This window comes from Variovorax sp. VNK109 (genome assembly GCF_049445855.1).
In the GTDB taxonomy this organism is placed as follows: domain Bacteria; phylum Pseudomonadota; class Gammaproteobacteria; order Burkholderiales; family Burkholderiaceae_C; genus JAGOCV01.
Window position 1 is genome coordinate 428,166 of sequence record NZ_JBMSDV010000002.1, and the last position, 25,202, is coordinate 453,367.

At 64.1% G+C, this 25,202-nt stretch carries 23 protein-coding genes and 1 tRNA gene; 18 read left to right on the top strand and 6 right to left on the bottom strand.

The genetic code is table 11. From position 1 onward, the window contains the following. Nucleotides 1–20 precede the first annotated feature (20 nt). The 5 genes from scpA to ACO2Q9_RS09625 all read left to right on the top strand — a co-directional run bounded on the left by scpA (nt 21) and on the right by ACO2Q9_RS09625 (nt 7,444). Complete coding sequence (gene scpA / locus ACO2Q9_RS09605) at nt 21–2,204, top strand: methylmalonyl-CoA mutase (protein WP_423310632.1); 2,184 nt, start codon at nt 21–23, stop codon at nt 2,202–2,204. A gap of 14 nt (nt 2,205–2,218) precedes the next feature. Continuing rightward, on the top strand, nt 2,219–3,220 hold the full coding sequence (gene meaB, locus ACO2Q9_RS09610) for a methylmalonyl Co-A mutase-associated GTPase MeaB (RefSeq protein WP_423310634.1): 1,002 nt from the start codon (nt 2,219–2,221) through the stop codon (nt 3,218–3,220). Nucleotides 3,221–3,259: 39 nt separating this feature from the next. Next, nucleotides 3,260–4,792 carry an acyl-CoA carboxylase subunit beta gene (locus ACO2Q9_RS09615; protein WP_423310636.1) on the top strand — a complete coding sequence of 511 codons (1,533 nt, stop codon included), beginning with the start codon at nt 3,260–3,262 and terminating at the stop codon, nt 4,790–4,792. Between the two features lie 109 nt (nt 4,793–4,901). Beyond that, nucleotides 4,902–6,950: an acetyl-CoA carboxylase biotin carboxylase subunit gene (locus ACO2Q9_RS09620; protein WP_423310638.1), complete on the top strand. Its 2,049-nt coding sequence runs from the start codon at nt 4,902–4,904 to the stop codon at nt 6,948–6,950. An 8-nt stretch (nt 6,951–6,958) separates the two neighbouring features. Continuing rightward, nucleotides 6,959–7,444 (top strand): VOC family protein, encoded by a 486-nt coding sequence (locus ACO2Q9_RS09625; protein ID WP_423310640.1) that lies wholly within the window; start codon nt 6,959–6,961, stop codon nt 7,442–7,444. Between the two features lie 15 nt (nt 7,445–7,459). Here the strand turns inward: ACO2Q9_RS09625 and ACO2Q9_RS09630 are convergent, their stop codons facing one another. Genes ACO2Q9_RS09630 through ACO2Q9_RS09640 form a run of 3 tightly spaced genes read right to left on the bottom strand, consistent with a single transcriptional unit; the run spans nt 7,460 to nt 10,154 of the window. Continuing rightward, the gene (locus ACO2Q9_RS09630) at nt 7,460–8,095 is read right to left on the bottom strand and encodes a LysE family translocator (RefSeq protein WP_423310642.1); all 636 of its coding nucleotides are present in this window, start codon (nt 8,093–8,095) and stop codon (nt 7,460–7,462) included. Then, nucleotides 8,092–8,760, bottom strand: a complete 669-nt coding sequence (rsxB, locus tag ACO2Q9_RS09635; protein WP_423310644.1) for an electron transport complex subunit RsxB — start codon at nt 8,758–8,760, stop codon at nt 8,092–8,094. The genes ACO2Q9_RS09630 and rsxB overlap by 4 nt, the downstream gene beginning before the upstream one ends. An 11-nt stretch (nt 8,761–8,771) precedes the next feature. Beyond that, on the bottom strand, nt 8,772–10,154 hold the full coding sequence (locus ACO2Q9_RS09640; RefSeq protein WP_423310646.1) for a polyhydroxyalkanoate depolymerase: 1,383 nt from the start codon (nt 10,152–10,154) through the stop codon (nt 8,772–8,774). A 256-nt stretch (nt 10,155–10,410) separates the two neighbouring features. On the opposite strand from ACO2Q9_RS09640, the gene ygiD reads away from it, so the two are divergent. Further along, a complete protein-coding gene (gene ygiD, locus ACO2Q9_RS09645; RefSeq protein ID WP_423310648.1) occupies nt 10,411–11,271 on the top strand; it encodes a 4,5-DOPA dioxygenase extradiol in 861 nt (286 codons plus the stop codon). Nucleotides 11,272–11,294: 23 nt separating this feature from the next. On the opposite strand, the gene ACO2Q9_RS09650 is transcribed toward ygiD, so the two are convergent. The 3 genes from ACO2Q9_RS09650 to ACO2Q9_RS09660 form a co-directional block, all read right to left on the bottom strand. Further along, nucleotides 11,295–11,912 (bottom strand): YitT family protein, encoded by a 618-nt coding sequence (locus ACO2Q9_RS09650; RefSeq protein WP_423310650.1) that lies wholly within the window; start codon nt 11,910–11,912, stop codon nt 11,295–11,297. An 86-nt stretch (nt 11,913–11,998) separates the two neighbouring features. Further along, complete coding sequence (locus tag ACO2Q9_RS09655; protein ID WP_423310652.1) at nt 11,999–12,598, bottom strand: nucleotidyltransferase family protein; 600 nt, start codon at nt 12,596–12,598, stop codon at nt 11,999–12,001. A gap of 27 nt (nt 12,599–12,625) precedes the next feature. Then, nucleotides 12,626–13,822: an amino acid aminotransferase gene (locus ACO2Q9_RS09660; protein WP_423310654.1), complete on the bottom strand. Its 1,197-nt coding sequence runs from the start codon at nt 13,820–13,822 to the stop codon at nt 12,626–12,628. Between the two features lie 81 nt (nt 13,823–13,903). Between ACO2Q9_RS09660 and uvrB the strand changes: the two genes are divergently transcribed. The 12 genes from uvrB (at nt 13,904) to ACO2Q9_RS09720 (ending at nt 25,112) form a co-directional block, all read left to right on the top strand. After that, nucleotides 13,904–16,012 carry an excinuclease ABC subunit UvrB gene (gene uvrB / locus ACO2Q9_RS09665; protein ID WP_423310656.1) on the top strand — a complete coding sequence of 703 codons (2,109 nt, stop codon included), beginning with the start codon at nt 13,904–13,906 and terminating at the stop codon, nt 16,010–16,012. 12 nt (nt 16,013–16,024) lie between these two features. Then, nucleotides 16,025–16,684 carry a LuxR C-terminal-related transcriptional regulator gene (locus tag ACO2Q9_RS09670; RefSeq protein ID WP_423310658.1) on the top strand — a complete coding sequence of 220 codons (660 nt, stop codon included), beginning with the start codon at nt 16,025–16,027 and terminating at the stop codon, nt 16,682–16,684. Between the two features lie 35 nt (nt 16,685–16,719). Then, nucleotides 16,720–18,576, top strand: a complete 1,857-nt coding sequence (locus ACO2Q9_RS09675; protein WP_423310660.1) for an ATP-binding protein — start codon at nt 16,720–16,722, stop codon at nt 18,574–18,576. A gap of 297 nt (nt 18,577–18,873) precedes the next feature. After that, nucleotides 18,874–19,410 carry a Fe-S cluster assembly transcriptional regulator IscR gene (gene iscR / locus ACO2Q9_RS09680; protein WP_423310662.1) on the top strand — a complete coding sequence of 179 codons (537 nt, stop codon included), beginning with the start codon at nt 18,874–18,876 and terminating at the stop codon, nt 19,408–19,410. Nucleotides 19,411–19,482: 72 nt separating this feature from the next. Continuing rightward, nucleotides 19,483–20,703, top strand: a complete 1,221-nt coding sequence (locus ACO2Q9_RS09685; RefSeq protein ID WP_423310664.1) for an IscS subfamily cysteine desulfurase — start codon at nt 19,483–19,485, stop codon at nt 20,701–20,703. 27 nt (nt 20,704–20,730) lie between these two features. Next, nucleotides 20,731–21,129: a Fe-S cluster assembly scaffold IscU gene (gene iscU / locus ACO2Q9_RS09690; RefSeq protein ID WP_423310666.1), complete on the top strand. Its 399-nt coding sequence runs from the start codon at nt 20,731–20,733 to the stop codon at nt 21,127–21,129. Nucleotides 21,130–21,150: 21 nt separating this feature from the next. Then, nucleotides 21,151–21,474 (top strand): iron-sulfur cluster assembly protein IscA, encoded by a 324-nt coding sequence (gene iscA / locus ACO2Q9_RS09695; RefSeq protein ID WP_423310668.1) that lies wholly within the window; start codon nt 21,151–21,153, stop codon nt 21,472–21,474. Nucleotides 21,475–21,554: 80 nt separating this feature from the next. Next, nucleotides 21,555–22,073, top strand: a complete 519-nt coding sequence (gene hscB / locus ACO2Q9_RS09700) for a Fe-S protein assembly co-chaperone HscB (protein ID WP_423310670.1) — start codon at nt 21,555–21,557, stop codon at nt 22,071–22,073. Between the two features lie 4 nt (nt 22,074–22,077). After that, nucleotides 22,078–23,934 carry a Fe-S protein assembly chaperone HscA gene (hscA, locus tag ACO2Q9_RS09705; RefSeq protein WP_423310672.1) on the top strand — a complete coding sequence of 619 codons (1,857 nt, stop codon included), beginning with the start codon at nt 22,078–22,080 and terminating at the stop codon, nt 23,932–23,934. Then, nucleotides 23,934–24,272, top strand: a complete 339-nt coding sequence (gene fdx / locus ACO2Q9_RS09710) for an ISC system 2Fe-2S type ferredoxin (RefSeq protein WP_423310674.1) — start codon at nt 23,934–23,936, stop codon at nt 24,270–24,272. Before hscA ends, fdx begins: the two co-directional genes overlap by 1 nt. A 1-nt stretch (nt 24,273) precedes the next feature. Next, nucleotides 24,274–24,978, top strand: coding sequence for a DNA polymerase III subunit epsilon (gene dnaQ, locus ACO2Q9_RS09715; protein WP_423310676.1), 705 nt, complete (start codon nt 24,274–24,276; stop codon nt 24,976–24,978). Nucleotides 24,979–25,037: 59 nt separating this feature from the next. Beyond that, nucleotides 25,038–25,112: transfer RNA gene (locus ACO2Q9_RS09720), tRNA-Val, on the top strand. Nucleotides 25,113–25,202: the final 90 nt, after the last annotated feature.

Here is a 25,202-nt window from a genome sequence, read left to right on the forward strand (position 1 = left end):
CCACGCCGCGCCAACGCCTTATGTCCACGCCCGACAAGTCCGCCAAGCCCGAAACTGATGCGCCGACCTACGCCGTACCCGGCGTGGACGCCTGGGCGAAGTCTGCCGCCAGGTCCGCGCCCGAGGGCGACGTAAACCGCCTCAACTGGCAGACGCCCGAAGGCCTCACCGTCAAGCCGTTGTACACCGCGCAGGATGTGCAGGGCCTTGCGCATGCCAACACGCTGCCGGGCTTCGAGCCGTTCATCCGGGGTCCACAAGCCACGATGTATGCGGCGCGCCCCTGGACGATCCGCCAGTACGCGGGCTTCTCCACCGCCGAGGAGTCCAATGCGTTCTACCGCAAGGCGCTGGCCGCAGGCGGGCAGGGCGTGAGCGTGGCGTTCGACCTGGCGACGCACCGTGGCTACGACAGCGACCATCCGCGGGTGACGGGCGACGTGGGCAAGGCCGGCGTGGCCATCGACAGCGTGGAAGACATGAAGATCCTGTTCGACGGCATTCCGCTGGACAAGGTGTCGGTGTCGATGACGATGAACGGCGCGGTGCTGCCGGTACTCGCGGGCTACGTGGTCGCGGCCGAAGAGCAGGGTGTGCCGCAGGACAAGCTCAGCGGGACCATCCAGAACGACATCCTCAAGGAGTTCATGGTCCGCAACACGTACATCTATCCGCCGCAGCCGAGCATGCGCATCATCGGCGACATCATCGAGTACACGGCGAAGAACATGCCGAAGTTCAACTCGATCTCGATCAGCGGCTATCACATGCAGGAAGCCGGTGCCAACCAGGCACTCGAACTCGCGTTCACACTGGCCGACGGCAAGGAGTACGTGAAGACGGCGCTGGCCAAGGGCCTGGATGTGGACGACTTCGCGGGCCGCCTGTCGTTCTTCTGGGCGATCGGCATGAACTTCTATCTGGAGATCGCCAAGATGCGCGCGGCGCGCCTCTTGTGGTGGCGCATCATGAAGGGCTTCGATCCGAAGAACCCCAAGAGCCTGATGCTGCGTACGCACTGCCAGACCAGCGGCTGGAGCCTGACCGAGCAGGACCCGTACAACAACGTGGTGCGTACCACTATCGAGGCGATGGCGGCTGTCTTCGGCGGCACGCAAAGCCTGCACACCAACAGCTTCGACGAAGCGATCGCGCTGCCCACCGAGTTCAGCGCGCGCATCGCGCGCAACACGCAGCTCATCATCCAGGAAGAGACGCACATCACCAACGTGATCGACCCGTGGGCGGGCAGCTACATGATGGAGAAGCTCACGCAGGACATGGCCGACAAGGCGTGGGAAATCATCGAGGAAGTGGAGGCCATGGGCGGCATGACGCGTGCCGTCGATTCCGGCTGGGCCAAGCTGAAGATCGAGGCGAGCGCCGCAGAAAAGCAGGCGCGCATCGACTCTGGCAAGGACGTGATCGTCGGCGTCAACAAGTACAAGCTCAGGCAGGAAGATGCGATCGACATCCTCGAAGTTGACAACGTCAAGGTACGCGAGAGCCAGATCGACCGGTTGAACCGCATCAAGGCATCGCGCGATACTGCGAAGGTGCAGGTGGCGCTGGATGCATTGACTGCCGCCGCTGAAGAAGGCTCGGGCAACCTGCTCGATTTGTCCATCCGGGCGATCCGCCTGCGCGCGACAGTGGGCGAGGTGAGCGATGCGCTGGAGAAGGTCTTCGGGCGCCATCGCGCCGATACGCAAAAGGTGACCGGTGTGTACGCAGCAGCTTACGACTCGGCCGAGGGCTGGGAAAAACTCAAGACCGAGATCGCGGAGTTCGCGGAAGCGCAAGGCCGCCGTCCGCGCGTGATGATCGCCAAGCTCGGCCAGGACGGGCACGACCGTGGCGCCAAGGTGGTGGCGACGGCGTTCGCCGATCTCGGCTTCGACGTGGACATGGGGCCGCTTTTCCAGACGCCGGAAGAATGCGCGCGCCAGGCCATCGAGAACGACGTGCATGCGGTCGGCGTGTCCACGCTCGCTGCAGGGCACAAGACGCTGGTGCCTGCGATCATCCAGGCGCTGAAGGACCAGGGCGCTGACGACATCATCGTGTTTGTCGGCGGCGTGATTCCGCGCCAGGACTACGACTATCTCTACGAAGCCGGCGTGAAGGGCGTGTACGGTCCCGGCACGCCGATCCCGGCCAGCGCGAAGGATGTGCTCGAGCAGATCCGGAAAGCCATCGGGTGACCCCGTCCGGGTTGATGCAGTCCTTGCGCGGCGATGATGCGGCCGCGCAGCGGCGCGGCATGGCCAAGGCCATCACGCTGCTGGAGTCGACACGCGCGGACCATCGCGCGCAGGCGGACGAACTGCTCTCTGCGTTGTTGCCACACACAGGCGGCGCGTTCCGCTTGGGCATCAGCGGTGTGCCGGGTGTGGGCAAGTCGACGTTCATCGAAGCGCTGGGTCTTTTTCTGATTGACCGGGGGCATCGCGTGGCGGTGCTGACCATCGACCCGTCGTCAACCGTGTCGGGCGGCTCCATCCTCGGCGACAAGACGCGGATGGAGAAGCTGTCGGTGCACGAGAAGGCCTACATCCGCCCGAGCCCGTCGAGCGGCACGCTCGGTGGCGTGGCCGAGAAGACGCGCGAGTCGATGATGGTCTGCGAAGCGGCGGGCTACGACGTGGTGATCGTCGAGACCGTGGGCGTGGGCCAGAGCGAGACGGCGGTCGCAGGCATGACGGACATGTTCTGCCTGCTGCAGCTGCCCAATGCGGGCGACGACCTGCAGGCCATCAAGAAGGGTGTGATGGAGCTGGCCGACCTCGTGGTCATCAACAAGGCCGACATCGACCGCGACGCCGCGACGCGTGCCGAGGCGCAGATCACCTCCGCATTGCGGCTGCTGGGGCTGCACGGCAACCCTGACCATGCGCATCACGACGAGCGTCTCTGGCATCCGCAGGTGCTGCAGATCAGCGCCTTGCTGGGCACGGGCGTGGATGCGTTCTGGTCTGCGGTGGAGACATTCCGCAAGCTGCAGACCGGCAGCGGCCGTCTGCAAGCGCGGCGCAGCCAACAGGCCCTCGCCTGGATGGGCGAACGGATCGAGGCGGGGTTGAAGCAACGCTTCAGAAGCCATGCGTCGGTGCGCGCGGCGCTGCCTTCCGTCACCGCCGAAGTTGCTGCGGGGCGCCTGCCAGCATCGACGGCCGCGCGCCAGTTGCTGGGCCTGCTCGACGGCCCCCCGACGAACTGAATCCAAACGACAACAGACATTCATCCGGAGTCAATCGACATGCAGGACATCCTCGAACAACTGGAAAAGAAGCGTGCTGCCGCCCGTCTGGGTGGTGGGCAGAAGCGCATCGACGCGCAGCACAGGAAGGGCAAGCTCACGGCACGTGAACGCATCGAGCTGCTGCTGGACGACGGCACCTTCGAGGAGTGGGACATGTTCGTAGAGCACCGCTCAGTCGACTTCGGCATGGCCGAGCAGAAGATTCCGGGGGATGGGGTCGTTACCGGCTACGGCATGATCAACGGCCGCCTCGCCTTCATCTTCAGCCAGGACTTCACCGTGTTCGGCGGCGCGCTGTCCGAGGCACATGCCGAAAAGATCTGCAAGGTGATGGACCAGGCCATGAAAGTTGGCGTACCGGTGATCGGCCTGAACGACTCGGGCGGTGCACGCATCCAGGAAGGCGTGGCGTCGCTCGGCGGCTATGCCGACGTGTTCCAGCGCAACGTGATGGCTTCTGGTGTGGTGCCGCAGATCAGCATGGTCATGGGGCCGTGCGCGGGCGGTGCGGTGTATTCACCGGCCATGACCGACTTCATCTTCATGGTGAAGGATTCGAGCTACATGTTCGTCACCGGCCCCGAAGTGGTGAAGACCGTGACGCACGAAGAGGTCACTGCGGAAGAACTCGGTGGTGCCAGCACGCACACCACGCGCAGCGGCGTGGCCGACATGGCGTTCGAGAACGATGTGGAGGCGCTGATGATGTTGCGCCGCCTCTACAACTACCTGCCGCTCAACAACCGCGAAAAGCCGCCGGTTCGTGCCAGCGGCGACCCGGCCGACCGCGCCGACGCGTCGCTCGACACGCTGGTGCCCGACAACCCGAACAAGCCCTACGACATGAAGGAGCTCATCACCAAGGTCGTGGACGACGGCGACTTCTTCGAGCTGCAGCCCGACTACGCGAAGAACATTGTCATCGGCTTTGCGCGCATGGACGGGCAGTCGGTCGGCATCGTCGCGAACCAGCCGCTGGTGCTGGCGGGGTGCCTCGACATCAAGAGCAGCATCAAGGCCGCGCGCTTCGTGCGCTTCTGCGATGCATTCAACATTCCCGTGGTGACCTTTGTCGATGTGCCCGGCTTCATGCCTGGCACGTCGCAGGAATACGGCGGCATCATCAAGCACGGCGCGAAGCTGCTCTACGCGTATGCCGAGTGCACCGTGCCGAAGATCACGGTCATCACGCGCAAGGCCTACGGCGGCGCCTATGACGTGATGTCGTCCAAACACTTGCGTGGCGACGTGAACCTTGCCTGGCCCAACGCCGAGATAGCGGTGATGGGTGCGAAAGGCGCGGTGGAGATCATCTTCCGCGAAGACAAGAACGACCCGGTGAAACTCGCTGCACGCGAAGCCGAGTACAAGGCCCGCTTTGCCAACCCGTTCGTCGCCGGCAGCCGTGGCTACATCGACGACGTGATCCTGCCCCACGAAACGCGCAAGCGCATCTGCCGCTCGCTCGCGATGCTCAAGGACAAGAAGCTCGAGAACCCGTGGCGCAAGCACGGGAACATTCCGTTGTGAACGCCCACCCCCGATGCGCCTGCGGCGCCTCCCCCTCAAGGGGGCGCAGCCAGTGGCCCGGCAAAGCCGGTTCCACGGCTACCGCGCAAGTCCCCTCTTTGGAGATTTCATGTTTAAAAGAATCCTGATTGCGAACCGCGGCGAGATTGCGTGCCGTGTCATCAAGACCGCGCAGAAGCTGGGCATCCAGACCGTGGCTGTGTATTCGGAGGCAGACAAGGATGCGCGCCATGTCGAGCTGGCCGACGAATCCGTGCTGCTCGGCGCAGCGCCATCGCGCGAGTCATACCTCGTGGCCGACAAGATCATTGCGGCCGCGAAGCAGACCGGTGCGCAGGCCATCCATCCCGGCTACGGCTTCCTGTCGGAGAACGAAGACTTCGCCAGGCGCGTGGAAGAAGAAGGCCTGATCTTCATCGGCCCCAAGCACTATTCCATCGCGGCGATGGGCGACAAGATCGCTTCCAAGAAGCTGGCCAACGAAGCGAAGGTCAACACCATTCCCGGGCACAACCAGCCGATCCTCTCGGCGGAAGAGGCGGTGGAGATTGCGAAGAAGATCGGCTATCCGGTGATGATCAAGGCATCGGCCGGTGGCGGCGGCAAGGGCCTGCGTGTCGCGTTCAACGACAAGGACTGCTTCGAGGGCTTCACCTCGTGCCGCAACGAGGCGCGCAACAGCTTCGGCGACGACCGCGTGTTCATGGAGAAATTCGTCGAGGAACCGCGTCATATCGAGATCCAGGTGCTGGGCGACTCGCAGGGCAACGTCATCTACCTGAACGAACGCGAATGCTCGATCCAGCGCCGTCACCAGAAGGTGATCGAGGAAGCGCCGTCGCCCTTCATCAGCGAAGCGACGCGCAAGGCAATGGGCGAGCAGGCCGTGCAATTGGCGAAGGCGGTGAAGTACCAGAGTGCGGGCACCGTGGAGTTCGTGGTCGGCAAGGACCAGGGCTTCTACTTCCTCGAAATGAACACGCGCCTGCAGGTCGAGCATCCGGTGACCGAGTGCATCACCGGGCTGGATCTGGTGGAGTTGATGATCCGCGTGGCTGCGGGCGAGAAGCTGCCGCTGACGCAGGCCGACGTGAAGCGCGACGGCTGGGCCATCGAATGCCGCATCAATGCGGAAGACCCCTTCCGCAACTTCCTGCCCTCCACGGGGCGTCTGGTGAAATTCCAGCCACCGCCCGAAACGATGTTCGCTTCGGACACAGAGCATCTGCACGGTGTGCGCGTCGATACCGGTGTGTACGAAGGCGGCGAGATCCCCATGTACTACGACTCGATGATCGCCAAGCTCATCGTGCACGGCACTGACCGCGACGACGCGATCCGCAAGATGCGCGAGGCGCTCAACGGCTTCGTGATCCGCGGCATCAGCAGCAACATCCCGTTCCAGGCGGCGCTGCTCGCGCACCCCAGGTTCGTGGCGGGTGACTTCAACACCGGCTTCATCGCCGAGAACTACGGCAGAGGCTTCGACGCGCAGGACGTACCGCATGCCGAACCGGATTTCCTCGTCGCACTTGCTGCCTTCCAGAACCGGCGCTACCGCGCGCGTGCCTCGGGCATCAGCGGGCAACTCGCGGGCCACGGCGTGAAAGTCGGCGAGAAGTTCGTCGTCGTCACGCTCGGCCATGGTGGCGAGAACCGGTACACCGATGTATCGGTGACCGACTTCGAGGGCACGAAGGGGTCGAGCCAGGTGACGGTGGATGGCAAGGCCTACAGCATCACATGCAATGCGCCGCTGGGCGCAACGCGCATCCAGGGCGTCTGCAATGGTGCGGCGTTCACTGCACAGGTGGAGCGCGGCGCGTCGAAGAATCCGCTGGCACTGCGCGTCTCGCACAACGGCACGCAGATCGACGCCATGGTGCTGTCGCCTCTGGGTGCGCAGTTGCATCGACTCATGCCCTACAAGGCACCGCCGGACCTGAGCAAGTTCCTGCTGTCGCCGATGCCGGGGCTGCTGGTCGACGTGGCCGTGCAGCCGGGTCAGAAGGTGCAGGCGGGCGAACGCCTCGCTGTCATCGAGGCGATGAAGATGGAGAACATCCTCTTCGCGTCGCAGGACGGCGTGGTCGGCAAGGTGGTCGCGAACAAGGGCGAGTCGCTCGCCGTCGACCAGGTCATCATCGAGTTCGAGTGAGGCAGGCCATGACGAGACCGTTCAAGGTATTGGGCATCCAGCAGATTGCCATCGGCGGCCCGGACAAGGGGCGCCTGCAGAAGCTGTGGGTGGACATGTTCGGCCTCGAAGTCACGGGTACGTTCAAGAGCGAGCGCGAGAACGTGGACGAGGACATCTGCGCCATCGGTACGGGACCGTTCAAGGTGGAAGTGGACCTGATGCAGCCACTCGACCCCGAAAAGAAGCCGGCCGTGCACACCACGCCGCTCAATCACGTGGGCCTTTGGATCGACGATCTGCCGGTGGCCGTGGAATGGCTCACGGCGCAGGGCGTGCGCTTCGCGCCGGGTGGCATCCGCAAGGGCGCGGCGGGTTTCGACATCTGCTTCGTGCACCCGAAGGGCAACGAGGAATTGCCGATCGGCGGCGAGGGCGTGCTGATCGAACTGGTGCAGGCACCGCCGGAAGTGGTGCAAGCCTTCACGGCGCTTGCACTGTCGCCGCAGGGCTGAAAGACCAGCTGATCTTCAGGCGCCGGGACGGCGCCACAAGGCGAGCGTCGCGGCCAGCAGCCACATGCCGGCCGCGCAACTGCGGTTGATGACGAGCAGGCTGCGTGCCGACAGCCAGCGCACCGCGTGCATGCCGGCCGATGCATAGACCACCATCACCATCGTGTCGAGCGTGACGAACACGCTGCCCAGCAGCGCGAACTGTGGTGCCTGTGGCAGCGACGTATCGATGAACTGCGGCAGGAAGGCCGCGAAGAACAGCACCGTCTTCGGGTTGGACAGCGCCACCGTCAGGCTGCGCGTGAACGCGAGGCGCGGTGCCACAGGGCGGGCTTCGAGCGAGCCCAGTGCACAGGCCATGCCTGCAGGCCGATTGCGCCACATCTTCACGCCGATCCACGCAAGGTAGATCACGCCGGCCCAACGCACGACATTGAACAGCAGTTCCGACGCTTCGAGCAGCGAGCCGAGCCCCAACGCGACGGCAACGATCAGCAGACTGCTGCCCAGCGATGCACCCGCGATGCCGAACCACGCAGTGCGCAACCCGCCGCTGATGCCGTTGGAGAGTGCCAGCAACATCGTCGGTCCTGGCGTGACGGCCAGTGCCAGCGATGCGATGGAAAAGACGATGAGGGTTTCGAGTGTCACGATTCAATCCTGCGATTGCGTGCGCGGGCGAGCGCAGCTTCGATCACGGCACGCTTGCGCGCGAGCTCGGCCGTGTCGCCGGATTGCGCGTGCGTGAGGCCCGGCAAGTCAGCAAGTTTGGCCTGCGCCTTGGCTTCGAGGCGGGCTTCGTGTTCGCTGGCCTCGTGCTTGATGCGGCGCGCGCGAGACTCGTAGCGGTCACGCGCCTCGTCTGCCTGCTGTGCTGACCAGGCCTGCCAGCCTGTGCGTTCGCCCGTCACGTTTTCCAGCGAGATGCAATCCACCGGGCACACGGGAAGACAGAGTTCGCAGCCGGTGCAGTACGGCTCGATCACCGTGTGCATGCGCTTGTTGCTGCCCATGATCGCGTCTGTCGGACAGGCCTTGATGCACAGTGTGCAGCCGATGCACCAGGCTTCGTCGATCACAGCGACGGGGCGCGGGCCTTCGGAACCGTTGTCCCCGTTCAGCGCAAGAAGAGGCAAGCCGGTGATGCGTGAGAGGCGGGCGATGCCTTCCGCGCCGCCCGGTGGGCACTGGTTGATGGGTGCTTCGTTGCGCGCGATGGCTTGCGCATAGCCTGCGCAGTCCGGATAGCCGCAACGCGTGCACTGGGTCTGGGGGAGCGCATCGAGGATGCGTTCGGCCAGTGCAGGCGTATCCATGCGTGATGCCTTCAGCGCGTCGCCTTGCGTGCAGCGGGCTTGCGGACGGCAAGCTTCTTTGCCGGGGCTTTCTTCGCAGCAGTCTTTTTCGCTGCGGCCTTCTTCGCTGGGGCAGGCTTGGCTGCAGGCTGCTCGTCGTGCGCAAGAATGAATTCACAGACCTCCGGGTACACCTTCTCGCGCCAGCGCTTGCCGCTGAAGATGCCGTAGTGGCCGGCACCCTTCACTTCGTAGTGGCGTTTGTCGGCGCCCGTGATGCCGCTGCACAGCTTGAGCGCCGCAGCGGTCTGGCCCGAGCCGGAGATGTCATCGAGCTCACCTTCGACGGTGAGCAGCGCGGTCTTGCGGATGTCCTGCGGGCGTACGCGCTCGACTTCGCCTTGCGGGTTTTTCACGTCCCAGGTGCCGTTGACCAGCATGAACTCCTGAAAGACGGTGCGGATGGTCTCGAGGTAGTAGTCCGCATCCATGTCGAGCACGGCGTTGTACTCGTCATAGAACTTGCGATGCGCCTCGGCGCTGGTGTCGTCGCCCTTGAGCAGGTCTTCGAAGTATTCGTAATGACTCTTGGCATGGCGGTCCGGGTTCATCGCCACGAAACCGGTGTGCTGCAGGAAGCCCGGGTACACGCGGCGGCCTTCACCGGGGAAGCCCGAGGGCACGCGGTAGATCACGTTGTTCTCGAACCATTCGAAGCTCTTGTTCATCGCCAGGTTGTTCACGGCGGTCGGCGACTTGCGGGCGTCGATCGGGCCGCCCATCATCACCATGGACAGCGGCGTCATCTCGCCGCGGCTGGCCATGAGCGACACGGCCGCCAGCACCGGCACCGTGGGCTGGCATACGCTCACAACGTGGCAGTTGCCGTATTCCTTCTGGATGTGGCGGATGAATTCCTGCACGTAGTTGACGTAATCGTCCAGGTGGAATTCCCCGTCGGACAGCGGCACGGTGCGCGCGTTCTTCCAGTCGGTGATGTACACCTTGTGGCCACGCAGCATGGTGCGCACGGTGTCGCGCAGCAGCGTGGCGTAATGGCCCGACAGCGGCGCGACGATCAGCACGGCAGGCTGCATCTTCATCTTGTCCAGCGTGGCCTGGTCGTCCGAGAAGCGCTTGAAGCGGCGCAGCTCGCAGAAGGGCTTGTCGATCTCCACACGTTCCTGGATGGCGACGTCGTTGCCATCGACGTCCACCGACTGGATGCCGAACACCGGCTTTTCATAGTCCTTGGCCAGACGGTAGAGCAGGTCGTACCCGGCGGATACACGTTGTGCGAGCGGGTTTTGCCCGAGCGGCGAATGCGGATTGCTGTAGAGCTTGGCAGCGGCCTGGGCAAAGTCCGCGAAGGGCTCCATGAGCGCGCGCTGCGCTTCGTAGATCTGGTAGAGCATCAGGGCAGGATCGGGCTGTGATCTGTTGGTTATGTTGCAGTGCAATATAGCAGCGCAAGGTTGTGCACGTTGGAGAGGAAACACCAATCCCGACAGGCGGCCGGCCTCTTGCGTTCCCGTCATGATTCTGCAAGGCTTCAGAAGGAACCGGTTACGCCTTGGCGACATCCGAAACGGACGCCATGATTGCTTCCCCATGAACAGAAGAAAACTGATGTCCGCGGCCGGCGGCGGCCTCGCTGCCACAATGCTCGGCATGACCACCCAGCCCGCTGACGCCGCGACATTCGACAACCTCAAGTCGCTCAAGCGCAGCCCGAAGATGCCGGTGATCTTCGTCGGGCACGGCAGCCCGATGAACGCCATCGGCGACAACGAATACCGGCGCAGCTGGCAGGCATTGGGCGCCGAGTTCGGCGCGAAGCTGCCGAAGCCCCAGCTCATCCTGTGCATTTCGGCGCACTGGATCACCCGCGGCTGGTGGCTCACCGGCATGGAAAAGCCCAGGACCATCCACGACTTCGGCGGCTTTCCGGACGAGCTCTTTGCCCAGCAGTACCCCGCGCCCGGTGCGCCTGCGGCAGCGCAGGAGATCGGCGCGGGCCTGCGCGCGCCTGACAGCAACAAGCCCGTGGGTCTGGACAAGGACGAATGGGGGTACGACCACGGCACTTGGTCGGTGCTGAAACCCATGTTCCCCAAGGCCGACATTCCCGTCATCCAACTGAGCATGGACTACAGCCGCCCGCCGGCCGAGCACTACGCGCTGGGCAGGCAGCTCCGGGCACTGCGCGAGCGCGGTGTGCTCATCGTGGGCAGTGGCAACATCGTTCACAACCTGCGCGCCGCGCAACGTGGCGTGGCGTCGAACCAGGCGTATGACTGGGCCATCGAGTTCGACCGCGTGGTCGCGGGGCAACTGGAGTCCGGCAAGCTGGACATGCTGTCCGACTTCCAGAAGTCAGGCCAGCTCGCACAACTGGCGCACCCCACGCATGACCACTACCTGCCGTTGCTCCATGCCGCCGGTGCGGCAGATGGCAAAGACAAGGTCCGCACCTTCAACGACAACTTCCAGTCGGCGTCCATCTCGATGCGGTCGGTCGTCTGGGGCTGAAGTCCCGGGGTCAGGCGGCCGATTCAGACAGCCCGGTAGCGTCCGGGCTTGTGGTTGATCCACAGGAACAGGCTCATCACCACGGCGCCGAGCACGGACCACGCAACGCGCGTCCAGTCGATCACCAGCAGCGCCAGCAGCACGATGCTGCAGTCGATGGCCATCTGCACCTTGCCGGCACGGATGCCGTAGCGGTCCTGCATGTACAGCGAAATGATGGTGGCGCCACCCAGGCTCGCCCGATGGCGCGCGAGGAACAGGCAACCCGTGCCCAGCAGCAGCCCGCCCGTGATGGCCGCGTACGCGGGGTGCAGCGAACCGACGCCCAGCACAAAGGGCGTGGCATCGGTCAGCACCGAAAGCAGGGTCACGGACACGAAGGTCTTGATCGTGAATTCCTTGCCCATGCGCGTCCACGAGAACCAGTAGAACGGCAGGTTGATCAGGAAGAAGAGTTGTCCCAGGCTGATGCCCGTGGCGTAGTGCAGCACGAACGCCGCGCCGGCCGTGCCGCCCGTCAGCAGACCGGCCTGGTTGTAGAGCGACAGCGCCAGCGAAACGAAGAGCGTGCCCGCGAAGAGCGCCTGCGCGTCCTCGAACCAGGTGTGCCGGTCAGGCGGCGGAAGGGAGGGGGAGTCCATTGCGGAATCCAGGGAGGCATCCATGGGGATGCCCTTGCAAGTCGCGGGCCACGTCCGGGTTCATGCGGGGGCGTCTGCGTGGGCCGTCAGGCCGTTCTCAGCCAGGGCCAGCGGCTGCGGTAGCTCTCGACCTTGTCGTCGTAGAGGTCCTTGTAGTTGCACTTGGGATTGGGCCGCAGGATGCCCGCCTCCAATTCGTCCAGCCCGTTGGGCGCGTACAGTTCGGCGCCCACGCCGGACGGGGACGGCGTGATGCCCACGCAGGTGCAGGTGACGAGGAAGCGGTCGATGCCGTCCTTCGAGGAGCGCAGCGAGGTGTAGCGATGACCGAACCAGTCCTCGTACCAGAGGTGGACGCGGGCCTGGTTCTTGGTTTCGACAACGATGCCCAGGTCGCCGAACAGCACACGCGCACGGTTCTGGACCTCCTGCTCGGCCTCGGCCGACAGGTCGGTCGGGTCGAAATAGAAAAGGTCGTAGTCGCGGATGTTCGCCATCGGCGGCAGGCCAGTCCGCAGGTTCCACACCGTCTGGAACAGGCAGCCCGCCACCAGCCACGCGTCCTGCAGCTTGAGCTGCGGCAGGCGTTGCAGGATGGTGGCGTTGTTGCTGTTGGTCAGCACCTGGCGGATGAACCGGTCAGATGCCGGGTCCGGCGCCTTGCCGTAAGCCGACAACGGGTTCACGACGGAAACCTCACGATGCGGCGGGCCTCAGATCACCTTGGCGATCGACGCGCAGACGTAGTCGATGTTCTTGCTGTTGAGCGCGGCCACGCACATGCGGCCGGTATCGGTGCCGTAGACACCGAATTCGCTGCGCAGGCGCACCATCTGGTCCTTTGACAGGCCCGAGTAGCTGAACATGCCGATCTGGCGCGTGATGAAGCTCATGTCTTCCTTCACACCGGCAGCCTTGAGCTTGTCAACCAGCGCGGTGCGCATCAGCTTGATGCGGTCGCGCATTTCGGCCAGCTCCTGCTCCCACATGGCGCGCAGTTCGGGCGTGCCCAGTACGGCAGCAACGACAGCGCCGCCATGGATGGGCGGGTTGCTGTAGTTGGTGCGGATGACGATCTTGAGCTGCGACAGCACGCGCGAGGCTTCTTCCTTGTTCTCGCACAGCACCGACAGGGCACCGACGCGTTCGCCGTACAGGCTGAAGCTCTTGGAGAACGAGGTGGAGACGAAGAACGTGAGGCCGGCCGCCACGAACTTGCCGACGACGGCGCCGTCTTCCGTGATGCCGTTGCCGAAACCCTGGTAAGCCATGTCGAGGAAGGGCACGAGCTTGCCGGCCTTGACCACAGCCACCACTTCGTCCCACTGGGCGGGGGTGATGTCATAGCCGGTCGGGTTGTGGCAACAGGCGTGCAGCACCACGACGGTGCCGGCTGCGGCAGCCTTCAGGCTGGCCAGCATGCCTTCGAAGTTCACGGTGCGGTTGGCCGCGTCGTAATACGTGTAGGTCTCGACGGTGAAACCGGCCTGGTTGAAGAGGGCGCGGTGGTTCTCCCAGCTCGGATCGCTGATCAGCACCTTGGCTGCGGGGTTGAGCTTCTTCAGGAAGTCGGCCCCGACCTTCAGCCCGCCAGTGCCGCCCAGGGCCTGGATGGTGGCCACTCGGCCGGACTTGACGGGCTCGCTGTCGGCCCCGAATACGAGGCTCTTCACGGCGTTGTCGTAGGCCACGATCCCGTCGATCGGGAGGTAACCGCGGGCTGAGGGCGCAGCCATCATGCGCTTTTCGGCTTCCTGCACGCACTTGAGCAGCGGCAGCTTGCCGTTGTCGTCGAAATACACACCCACGCCCAGGTTGACTTTGGCAGGGTTGGAGTCGGCAGCGAATTGCTCGTTGAGACCCAGGATCGGGTCGCGCGGTGCCATTTCGACCGAGGAGAACAATGACATGAAAAAGTCCTTTGGAGTTGTCAGTAGCGCCTGTCGCCAAGCTCGGTTAGCCTATGCGATTGGCCTCAATTTTAGCCCCCCATGCCCGAAGCCGTTGAAGCACCGCCCATCCAGACACCCGGCGAATTCGTGAGTTTTCCCGGATCGCCTTTCGAACTGTTCCAGCCTTACCCGCCTTCGGGCGACCAGCCCACGGCCATCGCGGGGCTGGTGGAGGGTGTGCAGGACGGCGAGGTGTTCCAGACCCTGCTGGGCGTCACGGGCTCGGGCAAGACCTTCACCATGGCCAATGTGATTGCGCGGCTGGGTCGCCCGGCGATCGTGTTCGCACCCAACAAGACGCTGGCGGCGCAGCTGTACAGCGAATTCCGCGAGTTTTTCCCCAAGAACGCGGTGGAGTACTTCGTCAGCTACTACGACTATTACCAGCCCGAGGCCTACGTGCCGCAGCGCGACCTGTTCATCGAGAAGGACTCGGCGATCAACGAGCACATCGAGCAGATGCGCCTGTCGTGCACCAAGAGCATCCTCGAGCGGCGTGATGTGGTCATCGTGGCCACTGTCTCGGCCATCTACGGCATCGGCGAGCCCGAGAGCTACCACCGCATGATCATGACGTTGCGCGCGGGTGACAAGATGGGCCAGCGCGACGTGATCGGGCAGCTCATCCGCATGCAGTACCAGCGCAACGAGCAGGACTTCACACGTGGCAAGTTCCGCGTGCGCGGCGACACCATCGACGTGTTTCCGGCAGAGCACAGCGAACTGGCGGTGCGCATCGAGCTGTTCGACGACGAGATCGAGTCGCTGCAGCTGTTCGATCCGCTCACCGGGCGCATCCGCCAGAAGATCCCGCGCTTCACGGTTTATCCGTCCAGTCACTACGTGACCCCGCGCGACAAGGTGTTGTCGGCCGTCGAGACCATCAAGCTCGAACTCGACCAGCGCCTGAAGGAGCTGGTCGGCATGGGCAAGCTCGTGGAAGCGCAGCGGCTGGAGCAGCGCACGCGCTTCGACCTGGAAATGCTCAGCGAAGTCGGTCACTGCAAGGGCATCGAGAACTACACGCGTCACCTTTCGGGCGCAGCGCCCGGTGATCCGCCCTCGACGCTCACCGATTACATGCCGCGCGACGCGCTGATGTTCCTGGACGAAAGCCACCAGATGATCGGCCAGCTCAACGCCATGTACAACGGCGACCGCGCGCGCAAGACCACGCTGGTGGAATACGGCTTCCGCCTGCCTTCGGCGCTGGACAACCGGCCGCTCAAGTTCGAGGAGTTCGAGCGCCGCATGCGGCAGGCGATCTTCGTGTCGGCCACGCCGGCCGCTTACGAGCAGGAGCATGCAGGCAAGGTGGTGGAGCAGCTCGTGCGGCCTACCGGCCTGGTCGATCCGAAGGTGGAAGTCCGCCCGGCGACGCACCAGGTGGACGACGTGCTGCAGGAAATCCGTATCCGCGTCGAGAAGAACGAGCGCGTGCTCATCACCACGCTGACCAAGCGCATGGCCGAGCAACTGACCGACTACCTCACCGACAACGGCGTGAAGGTGCGCTACCTGCACAGTGACGTGGACACGGTCGAGCGCGTGGAAATCCTGCGTGACCTGCGACTGGGCGCGTTCGACGTGCTGGTGGGCATCAACCTGCTTCGCGAGGGGCTGGACATTCCCGAGGTGAGCCTCGTGGCCATCCTCGACGCCGACAAGGAGGGCTTCCTGCGCGCCGAGCGTTCGCTGATCCAGACCATCGGACGGGCGGCGCGCAACCTGAACGGCCAGGCCATCCTCTATGCGGACCGGATGACCGATTCGATGAAGAAGGCCATCTCCGAAACCGAGCGCCGTCGCGCGCGCCAGATCGCCTGGAACGAGGAGCATGGCATCACGCCGCGCAGCATCGTCAAGCAGGTGCGCGACCTGATCGACGGCGTGTACAGCGAGAAGGCCAGCAAGGAAGCAGAGAAGCGTGATCTGGCGCGTGCGCATGTAGAGGACATGAGCGAGAAGGACGTGGCGCGCGAGATCAAGAAGCTCGAAAAGCAGATGCTCGAACACGCGCGCGGCCTGGAGTTCGAGAAGGCGGCGCGTGTGCGCGACCAGTTGGCGCTGCTCAGGCAGCAGGCCTTCGGCGCGCCGGGCAGCGACAACGTCATACCGCTCACACCCAAGGCGGCCGGCGGACGTTAGCATCGCGCGGGTATGCAGACCTCGATCTACCTCATCGAAGACGACACCACGGTCCACGATTTCGTGCTGCGCACGCTGCAGGCGCGGCCCGAGTGGAAGCTGGCGGGCTATTCGGCATCGTTTGCCCATGCGGCTGAAAACGCCGCAGATGCTGCCGCCAGCGTCTATCTTGTGGACCTCGGCCTGCCCGACGGTCACGGCGAGGATCTGCTGAAGATGCTGTCCGTCAGCAACCCCGGCTGCGAGCTGCTGGTGTTCACCGTATTCGGCGACGAAACCCGGCTCATCAACGCCATCGAGGCAGGCGCCACGGGCTATGTGCTCAAGGGCTGCAGCGGCGAAGAACTGATCTCGGCCATCGAGCAGATCCAGGAGGGTGGGGCGCCCATCTCGTCATTGCTTGCGCGGCTGCTGCTCAAGCGCCTGCGGTCCGTGCAGGACTCGCTGCCGCCGGTGCGCGCGGATGCGCTGTCCAGCGAAGTCATCCTCTCCGAGCGCGAGACCGATGTGCTCAAGCTCGTTGCCCAGGGCTACGTGAACAAGGAGATCGCCCGCAAGCTCGACATCTCCGGCCATACCGTGGGATCGCACATCAAGAACCTGTATCGCAAGCTTGCCGTCCACACGCGCGTGCAGGTCGTGCGCGCAGCGCAGGAGCGGGGGCTCGTTTGACCCTTCCGCGCTGGCTCCTGCGTCTGGCGGGGCGAATGCATCAGGTGCCCGCATGGGCCTGGGTGGGCGCGCTGCTCACACTGGTGCTCGGCGGTCTGGTGCTGGTGTCGCTGCCGCCGCAATTGCCCGGCGCGGTGGCCATTGTGGAAGCCGTGGCGCAGCTCGACGAACCGACAACGGTACCGCCGCGGGCCGTGAAGCTGCCGCACATCTGGGACGACGAGCGTCCGCCATGGGAAGGCACGGGACGCTACGCGATCGCCTGGCCCCCGCAACTGTCGGAAGCCGACCATGCGGCACAGCCGCTCGCTGTCTACCTGCCGCGCGTGGGCTCGCGCTTCCGTGTCTGGCTGAACGACCGGTTGATTGCCGAGAACTCGTGGGACGATCCGGGGTATGTCGATACCAGCGTCATGCCGCATATGGTCACCCTGCCGGCTGAACTGCTGGCCAAGGATGCGCGCCAGAACCGCCTCGTCGTCGAGGTGCGCGGCACGCTTCTGCGCAAGAGCGGGCTGTCGCCGCTGGTCATCGGACCGAAAGATGTCGTCGAGACACGCTTCAAGAAGATTTACTGGTGGCAGGTGCAGGCCACATGGATGGTGGCGGCGTGTTCCGTGCTGCTGGCCCTCCTGTCCGGGCTGATCTGGCTGCAGGCGCGGGAGCGTGTGTTCGCGCTGCTGGCTGCGGCTTCCACCGCGTGGGCCATCCGGCTCGCGCTCACGCCACTGGTGGAACCGAACATGCCGTTCGAACTGTGGTTCTACCTGCACAAACTGTCGTTCACTGTCTATTGCGGCTTCCTGTACCTGTTCCTCTGGGAGTTGTTCGATTTCCGGCAAGGCTTTGCGCGCCGTCTCGTCGTCGGCCTCCTGTGGGTCGGGCCGGTCTGGCTGGGTGTGACCACGCTGACTGGCAACTACAACATGTACCGGATCTGGACAGCGGTGCTGGCGGTCATTTCCATCATCACGCTGGTTCTGATGTTTCGCCGGGCGCGCTGGGGACTCGACGGCGACCAGCGGCTGATGGTGGTGGTGGGCATCGTCACGCTCGTCACGGGTGTGCGTGATTTCCTTGTGGTGCAGCTGAATTTTCCCGGCGACGGGGACCTGCGCTGGATGACGACAGGCAGCCTCGTCTTCATGCTGACGCTGGCCTGGGTGATGGTGCAGCGCACGTCCAGCTACATGCAGCAGATCGGGCAGCTCAACCAGGATCTGGAGCAGCGTGTGCGCGACCGCGAGCAGGAGCTGCATCACGCCTTCGACCAGTTGCGCGAGGCCGAGCGGCGGCAGGTGCTGGAGGACGAAAGGCAGCGCCTCACGCGCGATATGCATGACGGCCTGGGCAGCCAGCTGGTCCAGACGCTCAATCTGGTGCGCGGCGGCACGAAGACCGATTCGGCGGCGGTGGAAGCCATGCTCACGCATGCGCTGGAAGAACTTCGCATGACGCTCGACTCCATGGAACCGCTCGAAGGCGATTTGCCTGCCATCCTGGGAACTTTGCGCCGGCGCATCGGGCCCGCGCTGGAAGCCGCGGGCATCGAACTCGTCTGGCAGGTGGAGGAACTTGCGCCCATCACCGTCCGCGGCGAGCCGATGGATTCACGTGGCGTGATGCACCTGTTCCGCTGCCTGCAGGAGGTCTTCGCCAACATCGTCAAGCACGCGGGAGCCACGCAGGTGACGGTGCGCACCTGGATGGACGGCGCTACCGCATTGATGAGCGTGACGGACAACGGCCGGGGACTGGGTGCAGGTTCGCGCGAGGGCGGCCGGGGCATGAGCAACATCCGTCTTCGGGCTGCCGAGCTCGGGGGAACCGTCACCTTCTCGGACACCAGACCCGGCACCTGTGTCGTTTTCAGTTTCTCTACCGGCGCCTGAATATCGATTGACAAACTTGATATCCCGGATCGAGGAACCACTTGTCCTACTGGGAATCACAGGAATTACAAGAACAAGTCGTCGGCCGGGCAACCGGAGCGCATCGGAAGTCCCGAAACCCTGACATATACCTGAGTAAAACAATGGGGTTTTTGTGCTATACTTGATGCAAATACTCAACAACAAAAGACCCGACGATGAAAAGGGCCAGCACAAGCTGGAAAAGGGCGGAGACCGTGTTCCGTAGCCCACAAGGCGTCGGAACTGTTTAGCTTAAGCCTAGCCTAGGAGCTTGCGATGCGTCTCACTACCAAAGGCCGTTTTGCGGTCACTGCCATGATTGATCTGGCCCTGCGCCAGAACAACGGTCCCGTTACCCTGGCTGCTATCAGCCAGCGCCAGCAGATTTCGCTTTCCTATCTTGAACAGCTTTTCGGCAAGTTGCGCCGTCACGAACTGGTCGAGTCCACCCGGGGTCCGGGCGGTGGCTACACACTGGGCCGCAAGGCTGCGGACATCACCGTGGCCGACATCATCGTTTCCGTGGACGAGCCCATTGACGCCACGCATTGCGGCGGCAAGGAAAATTGCCTGGGCGAAGCCGGCCGCTGCATGACGCACGAACTCTGGGCGTCGCTGAACCAGCGCATGGTCGAGTTCCTGGACTCCGTCACCCTGCAGAAGCTGGTGGACGAGCAGATCGCCAAGGGCGTGACGATCGAGGACAAGCCCTCGCCGAAGCGTGCGATCTCCAGCCAGCCCGTGGTCAAGCCGATCCGCGTGAATGCACCGAATTCGGTGTTCGCGCTGGGTAACGCATTCGCGAAGTCCTGACCGGCGTGCCGCGCTTGATCCTGACCCCCGCTCCCGTTGTTTCTTGCCAGCCAGAGTTGTACTGAGCCAGCCATGGACATGACCCCGCACTTTCCGATCTATCTGGACTACGGCGCGACGACGCCGGTCGATCCGCGCGTCGTGGACGCGATGATTCCCTGGCTGCGCAAGCATTTCGGCAACCCGGCTTCCCGCAGTCATGCGTGGGGCTGGGAGGCGGAAGAGGCCGTCGAGAAGGCGCGTGCCGACGTCGCCGAACTCATCGGCGCCGACCCGCGGGAGATCGTCTGGACCTCTGGCGCCACCGAGTCGAACAACCTCGCGCTCAAGGGCGCGGCCCACTTCTACAAGGGCAAGGGCAAGCACCTCATCACGGTGAAGACCGAGCACAAGGCCGTGCTGGACACCATGCGAGAACTCGAACGCCAGGGCTTCGAGGTCACTTACATGGATGTGCAGGAAGACGGCATGCTCGACCTGGAGGCGCTCAAGGCTGCCATCCGGCCGGACACCATCCTGATCAGCGTCATGTTCGTGAACAACGAGATTGGCGTCATCCAGGACATCCCCGCCATCGGCACGCTGTGCCGCGAGAAGGGCATCATCTTCCACGTGGACGCCGCACAGGCGACGGGCAAGGTCGAAATCGACCTCAAGACGCTGCCTGTGGACCTGATGAGCCTGGCTTCGCACAAGACCTATGGGCCCAAGGGGATCGGCGCGCTGTACGTGCGCCGCAAGCCGCGCGTGCGCCTTGAAGCGCAGATGCACGGTGGCGGTCATGAGCGCGGGATGCGTTCGGGCACGCTGCCCACGCACCAGATCGTCGGCATGGGTGAGGCGTTCCGCCTGGCCCGCCTCGAAATGGCGCAGGACCTGGCGAAGGCGCAGGCATTGCACCAGCGCCTGCTGGACGGGCTTAAGGACATCGAGCAGGTGTTCCTCAACGGCCATGCCGAAAAGCGCGTGCCACACAACCTGAACATGAGCTTCAACTTCGTTGAAGGCGAGTCTTTGATCATGGGCATCAAGGGCCTGGCGGTGTCGTCGGGTTCGGCCTGCACGTCGGCCAGCCTGGAGCCCAGCTACGTGCTGCGCGCGCTCGGCCGCAGCGACGAACTGGCCCACAGCAGCCTGCGCATGACCATCGGCCGTTTCACGACCGAAGAGGAAATCGATTACGCGATCTCCACCATCCGGCACAACGTCGCCAAGCTGCGCGACCTGAGCCCGCTGTGGGAGATGTACAAGGACGGCGTCGACCTGTCGACCATCCAGTGGACGGCGCACTGACGCGATAGAACAGAAAAGAGGTAACCCATGGCCTATTCAGAAAAAGTCGTTGATCACTACGAAAACCCGCGCAACGTCGGCTCCTTCGAAAAGGGCGACGAGACAGTCGGCACCGGCATGGTCGGTGCGCCTGCCTGCGGCGACGTCATGAAACTGCAGATCAAGGTGAATCCTGAAACCGGCGTCATCGAAGACGCGCGTTTCAAGACCTACGGTTGCGGCTCTGCCATCGCATCGAGCTCGCTCGTCACCGAATGGGTGAAGGGCAAGACGCTGGACGAAGCCGCGTCGCTCAAGAACAGCCAGATCGCCGAAGAACTGGCCCTGCCGCCGGTGAAGATCCACTGCTCCATCCTGGCGGAAGATGCCATCAAGGCGGCGGTCGACGACTACCGCAAGAAGCACGCGGCTGTTGCCGTCCATTGATCGCAAGCTGAACAGACGGACATGGCAGTCACACTGACAGAAGCAGCAGCAAGGCACGTGACCCGCTATCTCTCCAAGCGGGGCAAGGGCGTGGGCGTGCGCCTGGGCGTGAAGACCACCGGTTGCTCGGGCCTGGCTTACAAGCTCGAGTATGTGGACGAAGCTGCGCCTGAAGACACGGTGTTCGAAGACCAGGGCGTCAAGGTGCTGGTCGATCCGAAGAGCTTGAGCTATATCGACGGCACACAGCTGGACTTCGTGCGCGAAGGCCTCAATGAAGGTTTCCGCTTCAACAACCCGAATGAACGCGACCGTTGCGGTTGCGGTGAGAGCTTCCGCATCTGAGCCGCGCGTCCTGGCCGGTGCTTGACGCCGGCCTCGACCCAACCGCCTTCACATGCGTGCTGGCGGTTTTTTATTGACCCATGAATCTTCAATCCACTGACTTCGAGCTCTTCGGCGTACCGGCGCGGTTTGCGCAGGACCGCGCTGCGCTCGACGCGCGCTGGAAGGAACTGCAGCGCGAAGCGCACCCCGACCGCTTCGCCGCGCAGGGCGCTGCGGCGCAGCGTGTGGCCATGCAATGGTCGGTGCGCATCAACGAGGCGTACCAGCGTTTGAAAGATCCCCTGAAGCGCGCGGCATACCTGTGCGAGCTCCATGGCGCGCCCGTGAACGCCGAGAACAACACCGCCATGCCGCCTGCATTCCTGATGCAACAGATGGAGTGGCGCGAGGCGCTCGACGATGCTTCCACGGAAGACGCGCTTGACCGGTTGTCGTCCGAAGTCCGGAATGCCGAACGCGAAGCGCTGGCCGCGTGCGGCAGCTTGCTCGACGAACAGAAAGACTACGGCGCCGCAGTGGCGCAAGTCAGAGCCCTCATGTTCATTGCGCGTTTCTCGGACGACGTGCAGGCGCGCTACGAGAGACTGGGACAATAGCGGCATGGCATTGCTTCAGATTTCAGAGCCCGGCGAGTCGCCCGATCCACACCAGCGCCGCATCGCGGTGGGCATCGACCTGGGGACCACGCACTCGCTCGTGGCCGCGGTGCGCAACGGCGTGGCGGAGTGCCTGCCGGACGAGCAGGGCAGGGTGATTCTTCCTTCAGTGGTGCGCTATCTCGCCGGTGGCGGTCGCCAGATCGGCTTCGACGCGCAGGCTTCGCTGGCCGGGGACCCGGAGAACACGATTGCATCGGTCAAGCGTTTCATGGGCCGTGGCCTGACAGACCTGCCGCATCGTGGACAGCTCCCATACCGCTTCGTCGATGCGCCGGGCATGGTGTCCATCGACACGGCACACGGCGTGAAATCGCCCGTCGAAGTGAGCGCGGAAATCCTCGCCACGTTGCGCTACCGCGCCGAAGACACATTCAACGACGACCTGTATGGTGTCGTGATCACCGTGCCGGCGTACTTCGACGACGCGCAGCGCCAGGCAACCAAGGATGCCGCGCAACTGGCCGGCCTGAACGTGCTGCGCCTGATCAACGAACCCACGGCGGCTGCCATTGCCTACGGCCTCGACAACGCCAGTGAAGGCGTCTATGCCGTCTACGACCTCGGCGGCGGCACGTTCGACATTTCCATTCTGCGCCTGGCGCGTGGTGTGTTCGAGGTGGTCGCCACGGGCGGCGATTCCGCACTGGGCGGTGACGACTACGACCGCGCGTTGGCGGATTGGGTGCTGGCCCGGGCCGGCCTGCAGGCCACGACCGCCGGTGACAAGGCTGCCGTCAAGGTGGCTGCCCGGGCATGCAAGGAGGCCTTGTCGGCGAACGACATCGCCACGTTCGCCGCACAGCTCGCGTCCGGCCCGGTCCTGCGCGACGTGAGTGTCGCGGACTTCGAGGCCGCCACTGCCGCATTGACGGCCAGCACCATGTCCGCCGTCCGCAAGGTCCTGCGCGATGCAAAGCTCGACAAGAGCGAAGTGCAGGGCGTGGTGCTCGTGGGCGGTTCCACGCGCATGCCGCAGATCCGCAAGTCGGTCGGCGCCTTCTTCGGGCAGGAGCCGCTGACCAACCTGAACCCGGATGAGGTGGTCGCGCTCGGTGCAGCCATCCAGGCCAACCAGCTTGCAGGCAACAACGCGTCCGGCGATCTGCTGCTGCTGGACGTGATCCCGCTCTCGCTCGGCATTGAAACCATGGGCGGCCTGGTGGAGCGCATCGTGCCGCGCAACCAGACCATTCCCACCGCGATGGCGCAGGACTTCACCACCTATCAGGACGGCCAGACCGCGCTGGCCTTGCATGTGGTACAGGGCGAGCGCGATCTCGTGGCCGACTGCCGCAGCCTGGCGCGCTTCGAGTTGCGCGGCATCCCGCCGATGGCGGCCGGTGCCGCGCGCATCCGCGTCACGTTCACGGTGGATGCGGACGGGCTGCTCAGCGTGTCAGCCAGGGAGCAGGGCAGTGGCGTGGAAGCACGCATCGACGTCAAGCCGTCTTACGGGCTTGCCGACAGTGACATCGCGCGCATGCTGCAGGAGAGTTTTTCGACAGCCAGGCAGGACATGGAGGCACGCGCGCTCGCCGAGGCGCGGCTCGAATCCGACCGTATGGTGTCCGCCACGCAAAGTGCGCTGGCGGCCGATGGTGACTTGCTGTCGCCTGCCGAGCGTACTGCCATCGAGGCGCTGATGCGTGCTGCGGCCGCCTCGAAGGTCCTCACCGATGCGGCCGCCATCGAGGCGGCGACCGAAGCGCTGGCGCACGGCACCGAAGCATTCGCTGCCCAGCGCATGAACGCCGGCATCCAGCGCGCGCTGGCAGGCAAGAAAGTGGAGTCCCTCTGATGCCGGTGATCCGGATCCTTCCCCATTCCGAATACTGTCCGCAGGGCACAGAAATCACGGCGCCCGCAGGTACCTCCATCTGCGAGGCCCTGCTGGACAACGACATCAGGATTGAGCACGCCTGCGACATGAGTTGCGCCTGCACGACCTGCCACGTGATCGTGCGCGAGGGTTTCAGTTCGCTCAACGAGCCGGATGAAGACGAGGAAGACCTTCTCGACCGGGCGTGGGGGCTCGAGCCGCAGTCGCGGCTGAGCTGTCAGGCCATCCTGGCGCAGCAGGACGTGGTGGTGGAAATCCCCAAGTACACGATCAACCACGCCAAGGAAAATCACTGACATGACACGTCAGATCGTCCTCGACACCGAAACCACCGGCCTGTCTGCCGAGAACGGCGACCGCATCATCGAAATCGGCTGCGTGGAGCTGGTCACACGCAAGCTCACCGGCAACAACAAGCATTTCTACCTCAACCCCGGCCGCGACAGCCACGAGGAAGCGCTCAAGGTCCACGGCATCAGCAACGAATTCCTGCGCGACAAGCCCAAGTTCGAGGCGGTGGTCGATGAACTCCTGGAGTACCTGCAGGGCGCGGAAATCATCATCCACAATGCGGCGTTCGACGTCGGCTTCCTGAACAAGGAACTCGAGCTTGTGGGACGTCCGGGCATCAAGACCTACGTGAGCTCGGTGACCGATACGCTGGTGATGGCCAAGGAAGCGTACCCCGGCAAGCGCAATTCGCTGGATGCGTTGTGCGAGCGGCTGGGCGTCGACAACTCCGGCCGCACCCTGCACGGCGCGCTGCTGGACGCCGAACTGCTGGCCGACGTCTATATCAACATGACGCGCGGCCAGGACGCGCTGATCATCGATATGGCTGGCGATACCACCGTTGCAGGCAATGTGGCTGCCATCGATCTGCGCGGATTCGATCTGCCTGTCTTATTTGCGAGCGAGCAGGAAGCCGCCGCCCATGAGGACGTACTGGCCAAGCTGGACAAGGCCAGTGGCGGCAAGACCGTCTGGCGACTGCAGCTGTAATCGGGTGCCGGGGCTGTGGCATAATCTCAGGCTTTGCTGGAAAGCAAACGTAAGAATTCGGGTGATTAGCTCAGCGGTAGAGCACTGCCTTCACACGGCAGGGGTCGCAGGTTCAAACCCTGCATCACCCACCAATTTTTCTCGATTCTGTTTAGAATCAGATAGTTAGGCGCACGCTTGCGGCGATTTTTCAACCCGGTCACGGCAGTGACCAAGGAGAATCG

Bases quoted from the DNA above. Each gene is read 5' to 3' on its own strand.
- ACO2Q9_RS09650 (WP_423310650.1), bottom strand. From the start codon at position 11,912: ATGGACTCCCCCTCCCTTCCGCCGCCTGACCGGCACACCTGGTTCGAG.
- iscA (WP_423310668.1), top strand. From the start codon at position 21,151: ATGGCAGTCACACTGACAGAAGCAGCAGCAAGGCACGTGACCCGCTAT.
- ACO2Q9_RS09675 (WP_423310660.1), top strand. From the start codon at position 16,720: ATGCATCAGGTGCCCGCATGGGCCTGGGTGGGCGCGCTGCTCACACTG.
- ACO2Q9_RS09620 (WP_423310638.1), top strand. From the start codon at position 4,902: ATGTTTAAAAGAATCCTGATTGCGAACCGCGGCGAGATTGCGTGCCGT.
- iscU (WP_423310666.1), top strand. From the start codon at position 20,731: ATGGCCTATTCAGAAAAAGTCGTTGATCACTACGAAAACCCGCGCAAC.
- ACO2Q9_RS09685 (WP_423310664.1), top strand. From the start codon at position 19,483: ATGGACATGACCCCGCACTTTCCGATCTATCTGGACTACGGCGCGACG.
- iscR (WP_423310662.1), top strand. From the start codon at position 18,874: ATGCGTCTCACTACCAAAGGCCGTTTTGCGGTCACTGCCATGATTGAT.
- fdx (WP_423310674.1), top strand. From the start codon at position 23,934: ATGCCGGTGATCCGGATCCTTCCCCATTCCGAATACTGTCCGCAGGGC.
- scpA (WP_423310632.1), top strand. From the start codon at position 21: ATGTCCACGCCCGACAAGTCCGCCAAGCCCGAAACTGATGCGCCGACC.
- ygiD (WP_423310648.1), top strand. From the start codon at position 10,411: ATGACCACCCAGCCCGCTGACGCCGCGACATTCGACAACCTCAAGTCG.
- ACO2Q9_RS09670 (WP_423310658.1), top strand. From the start codon at position 16,025: ATGCAGACCTCGATCTACCTCATCGAAGACGACACCACGGTCCACGAT.
- hscA (WP_423310672.1), top strand. From the start codon at position 22,078: ATGGCATTGCTTCAGATTTCAGAGCCCGGCGAGTCGCCCGATCCACAC.
- ACO2Q9_RS09640 (WP_423310646.1), bottom strand. From the start codon at position 10,154: ATGCTCTACCAGATCTACGAAGCGCAGCGCGCGCTCATGGAGCCCTTC.
- uvrB (WP_423310656.1), top strand. From the start codon at position 13,904: ATGCCCGAAGCCGTTGAAGCACCGCCCATCCAGACACCCGGCGAATTC.
- meaB (WP_423310634.1), top strand. From the start codon at position 2,219: ATGCAGTCCTTGCGCGGCGATGATGCGGCCGCGCAGCGGCGCGGCATG.
- hscB (WP_423310670.1), top strand. From the start codon at position 21,555: ATGAATCTTCAATCCACTGACTTCGAGCTCTTCGGCGTACCGGCGCGG.
- ACO2Q9_RS09615 (WP_423310636.1), top strand. From the start codon at position 3,260: ATGCAGGACATCCTCGAACAACTGGAAAAGAAGCGTGCTGCCGCCCGT.
- ACO2Q9_RS09625 (WP_423310640.1), top strand. From the start codon at position 6,959: ATGACGAGACCGTTCAAGGTATTGGGCATCCAGCAGATTGCCATCGGC.
- dnaQ (WP_423310676.1), top strand. From the start codon at position 24,274: ATGACACGTCAGATCGTCCTCGACACCGAAACCACCGGCCTGTCTGCC.
- ACO2Q9_RS09660 (WP_423310654.1), bottom strand. From the start codon at position 13,822: ATGTCATTGTTCTCCTCGGTCGAAATGGCACCGCGCGACCCGATCCTG.
- rsxB (WP_423310644.1), bottom strand. From the start codon at position 8,760: ATGGATACGCCTGCACTGGCCGAACGCATCCTCGATGCGCTCCCCCAG.